At 61.5% G+C, this 13,498-nt stretch carries 12 protein-coding genes; 4 read left to right on the top strand and 8 right to left on the bottom strand.

From position 1 onward, the window contains the following. The first annotated feature begins 200 nt into the window (after positions 1-200). The 4 genes from lon (at position 201) to cmoB (ending at position 5,031) form a co-directional block, all read left to right on the top strand. Positions 201-2,618: an endopeptidase La gene (lon, locus tag TU82_RS18610; RefSeq protein WP_057724734.1), complete on the top strand. Its 2,418-nt coding sequence runs from the start codon at positions 201-203 to the stop codon at positions 2,616-2,618. 189 nt (positions 2,619-2,807) lie between these two features. After that, positions 2,808-3,197: a protease inhibitor I42 family protein gene (locus tag TU82_RS18605; protein ID WP_057724733.1), complete on the top strand. Its 390-nt coding sequence runs from the start codon at positions 2,808-2,810 to the stop codon at positions 3,195-3,197. 137 nt (positions 3,198-3,334) lie between these two features. Then, entirely contained in the window at positions 3,335-4,078 is a 744-nt protein-coding gene (gene cmoA / locus TU82_RS18600; protein WP_057724732.1) for a carboxy-S-adenosyl-L-methionine synthase CmoA, read from the top strand. Further along, positions 4,075-5,031: a tRNA 5-methoxyuridine(34)/uridine 5-oxyacetic acid(34) synthase CmoB gene (gene cmoB / locus TU82_RS18595; RefSeq protein ID WP_057724731.1), complete on the top strand. Its 957-nt coding sequence runs from the start codon at positions 4,075-4,077 to the stop codon at positions 5,029-5,031. The genes cmoA and cmoB overlap by 4 nt, the downstream gene beginning before the upstream one ends. A 142-nt stretch (positions 5,032-5,173) precedes the next feature. Here cmoB and tadA read toward each other — a convergent pair whose 3' ends face one another. The 8 genes from tadA to lepA all read right to left on the bottom strand — a co-directional run bounded on the left by tadA (position 5,174) and on the right by lepA (position 13,254). Next, positions 5,174-5,668 (bottom strand): tRNA adenosine(34) deaminase TadA, encoded by a 495-nt coding sequence (tadA, locus tag TU82_RS18590; protein WP_057724730.1) that lies wholly within the window; start codon positions 5,666-5,668, stop codon positions 5,174-5,176. Continuing rightward, positions 5,668-7,050, bottom strand: a complete 1,383-nt coding sequence (locus TU82_RS18585; protein ID WP_057724729.1) for a multicopper oxidase family protein — start codon at positions 7,048-7,050, stop codon at positions 5,668-5,670. The genes tadA and TU82_RS18585 overlap by 1 nt, the downstream gene beginning before the upstream one ends. A gap of 170 nt (positions 7,051-7,220) precedes the next feature. After that, entirely contained in the window at positions 7,221-7,970 is a 750-nt protein-coding gene (gene pdxJ / locus TU82_RS18580) for a pyridoxine 5'-phosphate synthase (RefSeq protein WP_057724728.1), read from the bottom strand. 51 nt (positions 7,971-8,021) lie between these two features. Next, positions 8,022-8,711 carry a DNA repair protein RecO gene (recO, locus tag TU82_RS18575; RefSeq protein ID WP_057724727.1) on the bottom strand — a complete coding sequence of 230 codons (690 nt, stop codon included), beginning with the start codon at positions 8,709-8,711 and terminating at the stop codon, positions 8,022-8,024. 151 nt (positions 8,712-8,862) lie between these two features. Then, positions 8,863-9,765: a GTPase Era gene (era, locus tag TU82_RS18570; protein ID WP_003234112.1), complete on the bottom strand. Its 903-nt coding sequence runs from the start codon at positions 9,763-9,765 to the stop codon at positions 8,863-8,865. Beyond that, positions 9,758-10,447: a ribonuclease III gene (gene rnc / locus TU82_RS18565; protein WP_003188856.1), complete on the bottom strand. Its 690-nt coding sequence runs from the start codon at positions 10,445-10,447 to the stop codon at positions 9,758-9,760. The genes era and rnc overlap by 8 nt, the downstream gene beginning before the upstream one ends. Before the next feature lie 147 nt (positions 10,448-10,594). Beyond that, entirely contained in the window at positions 10,595-11,449 is an 855-nt protein-coding gene (gene lepB, locus TU82_RS18560; RefSeq protein ID WP_057724726.1) for a signal peptidase I, read from the bottom strand. 5 nt (positions 11,450-11,454) lie between these two features. Continuing rightward, positions 11,455-13,254, bottom strand: coding sequence for a translation elongation factor 4 (gene lepA / locus TU82_RS18555; protein WP_057724725.1), 1,800 nt, complete (start codon positions 13,252-13,254; stop codon positions 11,455-11,457). Between the last annotated feature and the right edge of the window lie 244 nt (positions 13,255-13,498).

Raw genomic sequence — 13,498 nt, 5'->3', positions numbered from 1 at the left:
GACCGCCGGTCGGTAAAACCTATGCAACCGGTCAGTCGTTATAGGCGTTATCGACCCTGGACAGAAAATCTGAAGTGGCCGCGAAGCTTTTCCAGGTCATCGGCGAGAATTCATGCAATATGTTGCTATCTCACCCCCACCATTGAAACCACCACTGCCCTGCCCCATCTAAGCACCATACTTCCTGATGCAGGTGCCCCATGAGCGACCAGCAAGACATCCCTGATTACGATTTGAACGACTACGCCGACCCCGAAAACGCTGAATCCTCGTCCAACACCGGCCTGGCCCTGCCTGGGCAGAACCTGCCGGACAAGGTCTACATCATCCCGATCCACAACCGGCCGTTTTTCCCGGCGCAAGTGTTGCCGGTGATCGTCAACGAAGAGCCCTGGGCCGAGACCCTGGAACTGGTGAGCAAATCCGACCACCACTCCCTCGCCCTGTTTTTCATGGACACACCGCCCGAAGACCCGCGCCATTTCGACACCTCGGCCCTGCCGCTGTACGGCACCCTGGTCAAGGTGCACCACGCCAGCCGCGAGAACGGCAAGCTGCAATTCGTGGCCCAGGGCCTGACCCGCGTGCGCATCAAGACCTGGCTCAAGCACCACCGCCCACCATACCTGGTGGAAGTCGAATACCCGCACCAGCCTTCCGAGCCGACCGATGAGGTCAAGGCCTACGGCATGGCCCTGATCAACGCGATCAAGGAACTGCTGCCGCTCAACCCGTTGTACAGCGAAGAACTGAAGAACTACCTCAACCGCTTCAGCCCCAACGACCCGTCGCCGCTCACCGACTTCGCCGCCGCGCTGACCTCGGCCACCGGTAACGAATTGCAGGAAGTGCTCGATTGCGTGCCCATGCTCAAGCGCATGGAAAAAGTGCTGCCGATGCTGCGCAAAGAGGTCGAAGTCGCGCGCCTGCAGAAAGAGCTGTCCGCCGAAGTGAACCGCAAGATCGGCGAGCACCAGCGCGAGTTCTTCCTCAAGGAACAGCTCAAGGTCATCCAGCAGGAGCTGGGCCTGACCAAGGACGACCGCAGCGCCGACGTCGAACAGTTCGAGCAGCGGCTGGTGGGCAAGGTGCTGCCGGCCCAGGCGCAGAAACGCATCGATGAAGAACTCAACAAACTCTCCATCCTCGAAACCGGCTCACCGGAATATGCGGTCACGCGCAACTACCTGGACTGGGCCACCTCAGTCCCGTGGGGCGTGTTTGGCGAAGACAAACTCGATCTGAAACACGCGCGCAAGGTGCTGGACAAACACCATGCGGGCCTGGATGACATCAAGAGTCGCATCCTCGAGTTCCTCGCGGTGGGCGCCTATAAAGGCGAAGTCGCCGGCTCCATCGTGCTGCTGGTGGGCCCGCCGGGCGTGGGCAAGACCAGCGTGGGCAAATCCATCGCCGAATCCCTGGGCCGACCGTTCTACCGCTTCAGTGTCGGCGGCATGCGCGACGAGGCCGAGATCAAGGGCCATCGCCGCACCTATATCGGCGCCCTGCCCGGCAAGCTGGTGCAGGCGTTGAAAGATGTGGAGGTGATGAACCCGGTGATCATGCTCGACGAGATCGACAAAATGGGCCAGAGCTTCCAGGGCGACCCGGCTTCGGCACTGCTGGAAACCCTCGACCCGGAACAGAACGTCGAATTCCTCGACCACTACCTGGACCTGCGCCTGGACCTGTCCAAGGTGCTGTTCGTGTGCACCGCCAACACCCTGGACTCGATTCCCGGCCCGCTGCTGGACCGTATGGAAGTGATTCGCCTGTCGGGCTATATCACCGAAGAAAAAGTCGCCATTGCCAAGCGCCACCTGTGGCCCAAGCAGCTGGAAAAAGCCGGCGTCTCGAAAAACAGCCTGAGCATCAGCGATGGCGCCTTGCGTGCGCTGATCGACGGCTATGCGCGGGAAGCCGGTGTGCGTCAGTTGGAGAAGCAACTGGGCAAACTGGTGCGCAAGGCCGTGGTCAAGCTGCTCGATGAGCCGGATTCGGTGATCAAGATCGGCAACAAGGACCTGGAAAGCTCCCTGGGCATGCCGGTATTTCGCAATGAGCAAGTGCTGTCCGGCACCGGCGTGATTACCGGCCTGGCCTGGACCAGCATGGGCGGCGCCACCTTGCCGATCGAAGCGACGCGCATCCACACGCTCAATCGCGGCTTCAAGCTCACCGGGCAATTGGGTGATGTGATGAAGGAGTCCGCCGAAATCGCCTACAGCTTCATCAGCTCGAACCTGAAGTCGTTTGGCGGTGATCCGAAGTTCTTCGACGAAGCCTTCGTCCACCTGCACGTGCCGGAGGGCGCCACGCCCAAAGACGGCCCGAGCGCGGGGGTGACCATGGCCAGTGCGCTGCTGTCACTGGCGCGCAACCAGCCGCCGAAGAAAGGCGTGGCCATGACCGGCGAGCTGACCTTGACCGGGCATGTGCTGCCGATTGGCGGGGTGCGTGAAAAGGTGATTGCGGCGCGGCGCCAGAAGATTCACGAGCTGATCCTGCCGGAGCCCAACCGTGGCAGCTTTGAAGAGCTGCCGGAGTACCTGAAGGAAGGCATGACGGTGCACTTTGCCAAGCGCTTTGCGGATGTGGCGAAGGTGCTCTTCTGACAGTTATGCAGTGCCTGAACTGACCCTGTCGGGGGCCAGACACCTCCCACACTTGACTGTGTTCACCACTCAACATGTGGGAGGGGGCTTGCCCCCGATGAGGCCAGACCTGCCAACACACCCCCTCCTGCCACACCTTGTCTCATCTTCGGTTATGCTCGCCCTTCGTCGTGTATAAACGGAGCTCCCATGACCGCTGCCCGCCTGCTTCTCCCCTTGAGCCTTGCCCTGCTTACCGCGTGCGCCAGTGCGCCGAAGCAAAACGTCACCGTGGACAACCAGAGCGCCTGCCCGCTCCCGCTTAAAATCGGACAAAACCTGATCCTCAGCCTGCCCAGCAATCCCACCACCGGCTATCGCTGGGCCATCCAGGATTCCGCCGGCGGCGTGTTACGCGCGCTAAGCCCTGAGGTGTACAGCAGCAGCGAATCCGGCGTGATCGGCGGCGGCGGCCAGTCGACCTGGCGCTTCCAGGCGTTCGCCGCCGGCCAGGGCCGTCTGCGCCTGACCTCCCAGCAACCGTGGGAACCGGAAGCCGAGCCTGTGGAAACGTTCGACTGCGCCATTACGGTGAACTGATGGGTCAAGGCTTTGGTGATGTGCTGATTCCGGCACCGCGTTCATCCAGAATGTCTGCGTAATCGTTGACGACCATCGCAGGCAAGCCAGCTCCTACGCTAAAATGCCGGCCTTTCCCCCTCGTCGCCGGAACAACCGTGAGCAAAGAACCCGATCGCCTATTCGCCCAGCCCCTGCCCCAGGTGCCGGACTTCGCCTTTAACGAGGACGTGGTGCGGGTGTTCCCGGACATGATCAAGCGCTCGGTGCCCGGTTACCCGACCATCGTTGAAAACCTCGGCGTGCTCGCCGCCCAGTTCGCCCAGCCCAACAGCGTGCTGTACGACCTGGGCTCATCCCTGGGTGCGGTCACCCAGGCCCTGCGCCGCCATGTGCGCACCGAGGGCTGCCGGGTGATCGCGGTGGATAACTCGACGGCGATGGTCGAGCGTTGCCGCCAATACCTCACTGGCCAGGATTCGATGTTCCAGGAATTGCTGCCGGTGCAGGTGATCGAAGGCGATATCCTGGCCCTGCAATTCCAGCCGGCTTCAGTGGTGGCGCTGAACTTCACCCTGCAATTCATCGCGCCCGATCAGCGCCTGGCGCTGCTCGGGCGCATCCGTCAGGCACTGCTGCCGGGCGGCGCACTGATCCTCTCGGAAAAGCTGCGTTTCAACGATGCCCAAGAGCATGGGTTGCTGACCGACCTGCATATCGCGTTCAAGCGCGCCAACGGCTACAGCGAACTGGAAATCGCCCAGAAGCGCAGCGCCATCGAAAACGTCATGAAGCCCGACAGCCTCGAAGAACACCGCGAACGCCTGCTGGCGGCCGGGTTCTCGAAAGTCGTGCCGTGGTTCCAGTGTCTTAACTTTGCCTCGTTGATTGCCTTGCCATGATTGATTTGTCTCCCCTCGCCCGCCATCTGGTGGGCACTCCTTTGGCCGTGTGGGCCCAGGGCCTGCAAGCGCAGCTCGATAGCAAGATGGAAAAAGGCCATGGCGACCTGGAGCGCTGGCAGAGTGCCTTGGATGCACTGCCGAAGATCCAGCCCAGTGAAGTCGACCTGTTGAACGGCCTGGTGCTGGACACTGAGTGCGACGACGACACTCGCGCACAGATGCACACGGCGCTCATGGGGCTGAGCCCTTGGCGCAAAGGCCCGTTCCACCTGTTCGGCGTGCATGTGGACACCGAATGGCGCTCTGACTGGAAATGGTCCCGCGTGGCGCCGCACCTGGATTTGAAGGGCAAGCGCATCCTCGATGTGGGTTGCGGCAACGGCTATTACATGTGGCGCATGCTCGGCGCCGGCGCCGACAGCGTGATTGGCGTGGACCCCAATTGGCTGTTCTTCTGCCAGTTTCAGGCGGTGCAGCGTTACCTGTCCGAACCCAGGGCCTGGCACCTGCCGTTTCCGTTCGAGGACCTGCCGGCGAACCTGGAAGGCTTCGACACGGTGTTTTCCATGGGCGTGTTCTACCACCGGCGCTCACCGATCGAGCATTTGCTGGCACTGAAGGACACCCTGGTCAAAGGCGGCGAACTGGTATTGGAAACCCTGGTGGTCGAAGGCGATCAGCAGCAGGTGCTGGTGCCGGAAGACCGCTATGCGCAGATGCGTAACGTGTGGTTCTTGCCCTCGGTTCCGGCGCTGATGCTGTGGCTGCGCCGCGCCGGATTCAGCGATGTGCGCTGTGTGGATGTGAGCGTGACCACGGTTGAGGAACAGCGCGGGACGGCGTGGATGAAGTACCAGTCGCTCAGTGATTTCCTCGATCCGCAGGATCACAGCAAGACCATCGAAGGGCTGCCGGCGCCGATGCGGGCGGTGATCATCGCCAGGAAGTAGCGGTGAGTTATCACTGAATATATGGAGATCCAAATGTGGGAGGGGGCTTGCCCCCGATTGCGGTGTATCAGCCATGGATGTGGTGACTGACACTCTGCTATCGGGGGCTTGCCCCCTCCCACACTTTTATCCTCAGTGTTCTTTAGAGTGGAGGCTTGGCCCGGCGAGCCTTGAAGAACTCGCTCAACACCGTCCCGCACTCCTCGGCCAGCACGCCGCCTTCAAACAGGACCCGATGGTTGAGAAAGCCCTGGGTAAAAAACTGCCCCTGGCTCTGCACAATCCCCGCTTTCGGTTCCAGCGCGCCATATACCACCCGCGCCACCCGCGAATGCACGATCAACCCCGCGCACATGCTGCACGGTTCCAACGTCACATAGAGCGTACTGCCCGGCAGGCGGTAATTGCTGACGGCCTGGGCCGCTGCGCGGATCGCGACCATTTCGGCATGGGCACTCGGGTCATTGCCGCTGATCGGGCAGTTGAAGCCGCGGCCGATGATCTCACCGCCCTGCACCAGCACCGCGCCCACCGGCACTTCTCCCAGCGCCGCGCCCTGGGCGGCGAGGGCCAGGGCTTCGCGCATGAAGTGCTGGTCGCGGCTGCGGTCGATGATCGCCGGGCGAACCTGGCGCATCACGCCACCTCGATAGCGGCCATCAGGCCGGTTTCCATATGGTCGATCACATGGCAGTGGAACATCCACACCCCCGGGTTATCCGCCACCAGCGCTACGCGGGCGCGTTCGTTCTTGCCCAGCAGGTAGGTGTCGGTGAAATACGGGATGACCTTGTGGCGGTTCGACGCGATGACCTTGAAACTCATGCCGTGCAGGTGGACCGGGTGCTGGTACTGGGTCATGTTCTTCAGTTCGAAAATATAGCTCTTGCCCTTCACAAGCTTGGCGATGGGGCGGTCGGCGCAGGTCTTGTCGGTGATGTCCCAGGCCTGGCCGTTGATCTGCCACAGGCTCGGTGGCTTGCCGTTGTCGACATTGACCGACACCGAACCGACCCACTCGAAATTGAAGTTGAGTTTCTCGGCATTGGCCAGGTCCGGTTCGGCGACCGGGTTGGCCGGCAGTGCCGGGGGCCACTCGGTGGGCGCGTCGGTATTGGCCACCGAACGGAACGTCCCCAGGCGCACCGGGCCATTACGGATCGACAGTTCTTCGCCGGCCGGCGGCGCCTTGATCGCCAGGCAGATACGCATGCCGGGGCCCAGCCAGTACTCCTTGCCCAGCGGGCGCGGCTCGATGGGGTTGCCGTCCAGCGCATAGATCTGCGCTTCGACGCCCGGAATGTTGATGCGATACGTCAGGGTGTTGTCCAGGTTGAGCAGGCGCACCCGGGTGATCTGCCCGGCCGGCAGGTCGACCACGGCCTGGGACACACCGTTGATGGTGGACAAACGCCCGGCCGTACCGCCACGCGCCGCCTCACGGGGAATGCTGAAGGCGACAAAGGCGCCCTCTTCGTCCACATGCCAGCTTTTCAGACTGAGGGTGCGTTCGTGTTTGAAACCGGTGGGCTCGCGCTCCTCGATGATCAGCGGTCCGACCAGACCACGGCCGAGTTCTTCGCTGCTGTTGACGTGCGGGTGATACCAGTAGCTGCCGGCGTCGGGCACACGGAACTTGTAGTCGAAGTATTCCCCCGGCAATACCGGCAATTGCGAGACGTAGGGCACGCCGTCCATTTCCAGCGGCAGGCGGATGCCATGCCAGTGGATGGTGGTGGCGACCGGCAGGTGGTTGATAAAGCGCACCCGCAGCCACTCGCCCTGGCGTACGCGCAGCTCGGTGCCGGGCGCCGAGGGGCCGAACGCCCAGGCCTGGGTGGTGTGGCCCGGCACCAGTTCCACGTCCAGGGGCGCTGCGATCAACTCGTAATCGTGCCCCGCCTCGGATTCCGCGACCTTCCCCAGCCAGTAGCGGTAGCCGCCACCGGCACCGACGCCCACTACGGCCAGGCCGGCAAGACCACCCAGGATTTGTCGACGGGAAAAGGATCGGGACACAACAACCTCACGTATCTGCCGCAGGCCAAGGGCCTGCAAAGGGCTGATACGATACACCGGCCCCGGCTGTAGGAGCGAGCTTGCTCGCGAAAAACTCGAAGCCTGCGCGTGTATTCAGGCGACCCGCGTTATCGTTGACGTTTTTCGCGAGCAAGCTCGCTCCTACAGTGTCAGCGATCCATTGCGGCGGCCGCCAGGATCAAGGCCTTCATCTCGGCCACGGCGCCTTTGAAACCGACGAACAGCGCATGGGCCACCAGCGCATGGCCGATGTTCAGTTCGTTGATGCCCTTGATCGCCGCCACGGCCTCGACGTTGTGGTAGTGCAGACCATGGCCGGCGTTGACGATCAGGCCTTCGTGCAGGCCGCAATTCACGCCATCGATGATGCGTTGCAGTTCGTCGGCGACTTCGCTCGGGGTGGTGGCATCGGCATAGCGACCGGTGTGCAGTTCGATGGCCGGGGCGCCGACGCGGCGTGAAGCCTGGATCTGGCGTTCGTCTGCGTCGATGAACAACGACACTTCGCTGCCGATCTTCGACAGGCGCTCCACGGCGGCCTTGATCCGCGCTTCCTGGCCGGCCACGTCGAGGCCACCTTCGGTGGTCAGTTCCTGGCGGGTTTCCGGAACCAGGCAAATGTGCGCCGGGCGGATGCGCTCGGCGAACTGCATCATGTCTTCGGTGACGCCCATTTCGAAATTCATGCGGGTCTGCAGCACGTCCTTGAGCAGCAGCACGTCACGCTCCTGGATATGGCGGCGGTCTTCGCGCAGGTGCACGGTGATGCCGTCGGCGCCCGCTTCTTCGGCGTCCAGCGCGGCCTTGACCGGGTCCGGGTAACGGGTGCCCCGGGCCTGGCGCAGGGTGGCGACGTGGTCGATATTGACGCCAAGAAGAATGCGATTGCTGGTGCTCACGGAAGCGCTCCTGAAAAGGGAAAGAATCGGTGCACAGCATACACGGGGATGTCAGGGCTTTCGAAACAACTCGCGACTGACCAGCGGCCGCCCGCCCAGGTGCACGGCCAGGGCCTGGCGCATCAGGCGCTTGGCGGCGGACAAGGCACCGGGGGCGGTCCAGTCCGCTTCGCTCATGGCCAACAACTCGGCGCCCTGGAACAGGCCGGGTTGCAACAAGTACACGCGCTCAAGCCCCGCGTCCACTTGCAGGCGATACAGGCCGTCGGCGGCGACAGGATCACCGTGCAGGTCGTTGTGCAATTCGAAGCCGTAGCCCAGGTCATCCAGCAGGCGCCATTCAAAGGCGCGCAGCAGCGGCTCCAGGGGACGGCCTTCAGCGAGAGCGAGCAAGGTCGCGGCGTAGTGATCGAAGACCGCCGGGTGCGGGTCTTCGGCGGGCAAAAGGCGGATCAGCAGTTCGTTGAGATAGAGCCCGCTGAACAGCGCATCGCCATTGAGCCAGGCGGACGTGCCGACGCTTTCCAGGCGGCCGACATTCTTCAGCTCGCCCTTGCCGCGAAACTCCACATCCAGGGCCACGAACGGCCGCGCCAACGTACCGGCCTTGCCCCGTGCGCTACGCAAAACCGCGCGCAGACGGCCCTGGGGCGTGAGGAAGTCCACCAGGGCGCTGGTCTCACGGTAGGCGCGGCTGTGCAGCACATAGGCAAGCTGGCTGGGAGGTGGGGATTGGGACATGGGCTCTCGATCTTGAAAACAACATCAACCTAATGTGGGAGGGGGCTTGCCCCCGATGGCAGTGTGTCAGTCACTTATCTGTTAACTGACCCACTGCTATCGGGGGCAAGCCCCCTCCCACATTTTCTAGCCCTGTGGTGCATTCAGGACCTTACAGGTCGCCGTAGCCCAGGGAGCGCAGTGCCCGCTCATCATCGGACCAGCCACCCTTAACCTTCACCCACAGGTTCAGCATGATCTTGGAGTCGAACAGCAATTCCATGTCCTTGCGCGCCTCGGTGCCGATGCGCTTGATGCGCTCGCCCTTGTCGCCAATGATGATTTTCTTCTGGCCGTCACGCTCAACCAGGATCAGCGCATGGATGTGCAGGGTCTTGCCCTGCTGCTTGAACTCTTCGATTTCAACAGTGATCTGGTACGGCAGCTCGGCGCCCATCTGGCGCATGATTTTCTCGCGCACCAGTTCCGCGGCGAGGAAACGGCTGCTGCGGTCGGTGATCTGGTCTTCCGGGAAGAAGTGCTCGTTCTCCGGCAGGTAGCCGGCGATCACGCGCTCCAGAGCTTCGAGGTTATGCCCGTGCTGCGCCGAGATCGGCATGATCTGGGCATTGGGCAGTTGTTCCTGCAGCCAGGTCAGGTGCGGCATCAGCTCGGCTTTGTCTTCGATGCGGTCGGTCTTGTTCAGCGCGACGATCAACGGGCCGGTGACGTACTGCACACGCTCGAGGACCATCTGGTCCTCATCGGTCCACTTGGTGCGGTCGACCACGAAGATCACCACGTCGACGTCTTTCAACGCCGCCGACGCGGTTTTGTTCATGTAGCGGTTGAGGGCTTTCTCGCCGCCTTTGTGCATGCCCGGCGTGTCGACGTAGACCGCTTGCACGCTGCCTTCGGTCTTGATGCCCAGCATGTTATGACGGGTGGTCTGCGGCTTGCGCGACGTAATCGCCAGCTTCTGGCCGAGGATGTGGTTAAGCAGCGTGGACTTGCCCACGTTGGGGCGGCCGACGATGGCAACATAGCCACAGCGTGTTGCGGTTGAATCAGTCATGGCCATTCTCCACGCCCAGGGCAATCAGTGCTGCAGCGGCCGCTACCTGTTCGGCAATACGACGGCTCACACCCTGACCTCGGCTTTTTTCATTCAGTAAGGTGATTTCACATTCCACGAAGAACACGCGGCAATGCGGCTCACCCTGGATATCCACCACTTCATAGCGTGGCAGCTCGCAACCACGGGACTGCAGGTATTCCTGCAGGCGGGTCTTTGGATCCTTGTTGGTGTCGACCAGTGTGAGGCTTTCGATTTCCGACGCCAGCCAGGCGACCACGCGCTCCTTGGCCGTTTCCATCCCGGCATCGAGGTAGATCGCACCGATCAAGGCTTCCAGGGCATCCGCCAGGATCGACTCGCGACGAAAACCGCCGCTTTTCAACTCACCGGAACCGAGGCGCAGGTACTCGCCCAGGCCGAAACCTCGGGCCAGCACGGCCAGGGTCTCGCCTTTCACAAGGCGCGCGCGCAGGCGCGACAGCTGGCCTTCGCGCGCTTGAGGGAAACGCTCGAACAGCGCCTCACCGGCGGCGAAATTGAGAATGGCGTCACCGAGGAATTCCAGGCGCTCGTTATTGCGCCCTGCAAAGCTGCGGTGTGTGAGGGCAAGGACCATCAATTCCTGATCCTTGAAGGTGTAGCCGAGCTGGCGCTCGAGACGACTCAGAGAAACGGTCACGGTTTATCCATATCTAGTTGGTGGCACCGGCGGCCATCGACGATTGACGCAGTGTTCAAATTCAAATCCTGACTTGTGCCGCAGGGCGTCGGAAAATGTCCAAGCCCCAGAAAAGCATTCGGCGCTGTGTTCACAGCGCCGCCTGTATTACCTGATCAGCCCCACCCGCGAGAAGTTCGGCAAGTGGCTGAGCTTGGGTTCCGGCCAACTCATCCAGACCGCGAAGGCTTTGCCGACGATATTCTCGTCGGGCACCATGCCCAGCAGGTCCTTGGGAATATTGGGGTCGTCCCAGTAGCGGCTGTCGTTGGAGTTGTCGCGGTTGTCGCCCATCATGAAGTAGTGCCCGGCAGGCACTTTCCACTGGCCATCGGGCATCGCGCGGTAGCGGCTCATTTCCTTGCGGATCTGGTGCTCTACCGCGCCGAGTTTTTCCTGGTACAGCTCGGCGCTGCCCAGGGTGTTCGGCTCGGCGCCCAACAGTTTTTCCGCCACCGACTCACCATTGATGAACAGGCGCTTGTCGCTGGTATAGCGGATCACGTCGCCCGGCAGGCCGACCACACGCTTGATGTAGTTGACGTTCGGGTCGCTCGGGTAGCGGAACACCATCACATCGCCGCGCTGCGGGTCACCGACCTCAATCACCTTCTTGTCGATCACCGGCAAGCGAATCCCGTAGGAAAACTTGTTCACCAGGATGAAGTCGCCCACGTCCAGGGTAGGTTTCATCGACCCCGACGGGATCTGAAACGGCTCCACCAGGAACGAACGCAGCACCAGCACGATGAACAACACCGGGAAGAACGACTTGCCGTATTCAACCAGCAAGGGCTCTTTGTTCAGCTTCTCGATCACCACGGCATCGGGCTGGCTGACGCTGCCCTGATAGGACGCGATAGCAGCCCGCCGACGCGGGGCGAAGAACACCAGATCGAGCAACGCCAGGAAACCACAGACGGCAACGGCGATGACCAGCAACAGCGGGAAATTTAGCGACATAGGACCTAACTATCCAACCTGAGCACCGCAAGGAAGGCTTCTTGTGGAATTTCCACGTTGCCCACTTGCTTCATGCGTTTTTTACCGGCCTTTTGCTTTTCAAGCAGCTTGCGCTTACGGCTGACGTCGCCACCGTAGCATTTGGCCAGTACGTTCTTTCTGAGTGCCTTGACGGAGGTCCGCGCAATGATCTGCCCGCCAATGGCGGCCTGGATCGCGACGTCGAACATCTGACGCGGAATCAGCTCTTTCATCTTCTCGGTCAACTGGCGACCTTTGTAGTGCGCATTGTCCTTGTGCACGATCAGTGCCAGGGCATCAACCTTGTCGCCGTTGATCAGTACATCCAGCTTCACCAGATTGGCCGACTGGTAACGGTCGAAATGGTAATCCAGCGAAGCATAGCCGCGACTGGTGGATTTGAGACGGTCGAAGAAGTCCAGGACCACTTCGTTCATCGGCAAATCGTAGGTCACTTGCACCTGGGTGCCGAGGAACAGCATGTCGTGCTGCACGCCACGCTTTTCGATACACAGGGTGATGACGTTGCCCAGGTGTTCCTGCGGCACCAGGATATTGGCGCGCACGATCGGTTCACGCATGTCTTCGATTGAAGACAGGTCTGGAAGCTTGGACGGGTTGTCGACGTAAATCGTTTCACCGGTTTTCAGCGCCAGCTCGAAAATAACCGTTGGCGCGGTGGTGATCAGGTCCAGGTCGTATTCGCGCTCCAGGCGCTCCTGGATGATCTCCATGTGCAGCATGCCCAGGAACCCGCAACGGAAGCCGAAGCCCAGGGCGTCGGAGCTTTCCGGGGTGTACTGCAGCGACGAGTCGTTGAGGGTCAGCTTTTGCAGGGCTTCGCGGAAGTCTTCGAAGTCGTCGGAACTGACCGGGAACAGGCCGGCGTAGACCTGTGGCTGGATGCGCTTGAAGCCTGGCAGCACGTCGACATCCGGGGTGGAGCTCAGGGTCAGGGTGTCACCGACCGGCGCACCGTGGATGTCCTTGATACCGGCGATGATGAAGCCCACTTCGCCGGCTTTCAGGTCAGTGGTGGCAGTGTGCTTGGGGTTGAACACGCCGACGCTGTCCACCAGGTGGATCTTGCCGGTGGACTTGACCAGGATCTTGTCGCCCTTCTTCACGCGGCCATGGCGCACGCGCACCAGGGACACGACGCCCAGGTAGTTGTCGAACCAGGAGTCGATGATCAACGCTTGCAGCGGATCTTCGTAGTTGCCGGTTGGCGCGGGAATGGTCTTGACCAGGCGCTCGAGCACTTCGTCGACGCCCAGGCCGGTCTTGGCGCTGCACTCGACGGCGTCGGTGGCGTCAATGCCGATGATTTTTTCGATTTCTTCTTTTACACGGTCCGGATCGGCTTGCGGCAAGTCGATCTTGTTCAGCACCGGCATGACTTCCAGGCCCTGCTCGATGGCGGTGTAGCAGTTGGCCACGGACTGGGCTTCAACGCCCTGCCCCGCGTCCACCACCAGCAGCGCGCCTTCGCAGGCAGCCAGGGAGCGGCTGACTTCATAGGTGAAGTCGACGTGGCCCGGGGTGTCAATGAAGTTCAACTGGTACTTGATACCGTCTTTGGCGACGTAGTACAGAGTGACGCTGTGGGCCTTGATGGTGATCCCGCGCTCGCGTTCGAGGTCCATGGAGTCCAGGACCTGGGCTTCCATTTCACGCTCGGCAAGGCCGCCGCACATCTGGATGAATCGATCGGCCAGCGTCGACTTACCATGGTCAATGTGGGCGATGATGGAGAAATTGCGGATATGACTCAAATCACTCACGGATCAACACTCAAAAAGGCTGCAGGCAGATTGCCCGCTGAAAAATAGCCGGGAATTGTACCTGATGCTCGGGCCAGACGTCATCTTTGCTGACGAACACAAAAAAGCCCCGTTTCCACGAGGCCCGATGTTGTAGGAGCGAGCTTGCTCGCGAAGATCGCCAACGATAATGCGCTCATCCTGGATGAACGGCGCTTCGCAGATTTTCGCGAGCAAGCTCGCTCCTACAGGGGGAGCATTTAGT

Source organism: Pseudomonas orientalis, assembly GCF_001439815.1.
Taxonomy (GTDB): domain Bacteria; phylum Pseudomonadota; class Gammaproteobacteria; order Pseudomonadales; family Pseudomonadaceae; genus Aquipseudomonas; species Aquipseudomonas orientalis.
The sequence above is the reverse complement of the archived record's forward strand: the minus strand, read 5'-3'. Positions and strand labels throughout refer to the sequence as shown.

What these genes read in the sequence shown, in the direction of transcription:
- lon (WP_057724734.1), top strand. Translation starts at nt 201, where the DNA reads ATGAGCGACCAGCAAGACATCCCTGATTACGATTTGAACGACTACGCC.
- TU82_RS18605 (WP_057724733.1), top strand. Translation starts at nt 2,808, where the DNA reads ATGACCGCTGCCCGCCTGCTTCTCCCCTTGAGCCTTGCCCTGCTTACC.
- cmoB (WP_057724731.1), top strand. Translation starts at nt 4,075, where the DNA reads ATGATTGATTTGTCTCCCCTCGCCCGCCATCTGGTGGGCACTCCTTTG.
- tadA (WP_057724730.1), bottom strand. Translation starts at nt 5,668, where the DNA reads ATGCGCCAGGTTCGCCCGGCGATCATCGACCGCAGCCGCGACCAGCAC.
- recO (WP_057724727.1), bottom strand. Translation starts at nt 8,711, where the DNA reads ATGTCCCAATCCCCACCTCCCAGCCAGCTTGCCTATGTGCTGCACAGC.
- era (WP_003234112.1), bottom strand. Translation starts at nt 9,765, where the DNA reads ATGACTGATTCAACCGCAACACGCTGTGGCTATGTTGCCATCGTCGGC.
- lepB (WP_057724726.1), bottom strand. Translation starts at nt 11,449, where the DNA reads ATGTCGCTAAATTTCCCGCTGTTGCTGGTCATCGCCGTTGCCGTCTGT.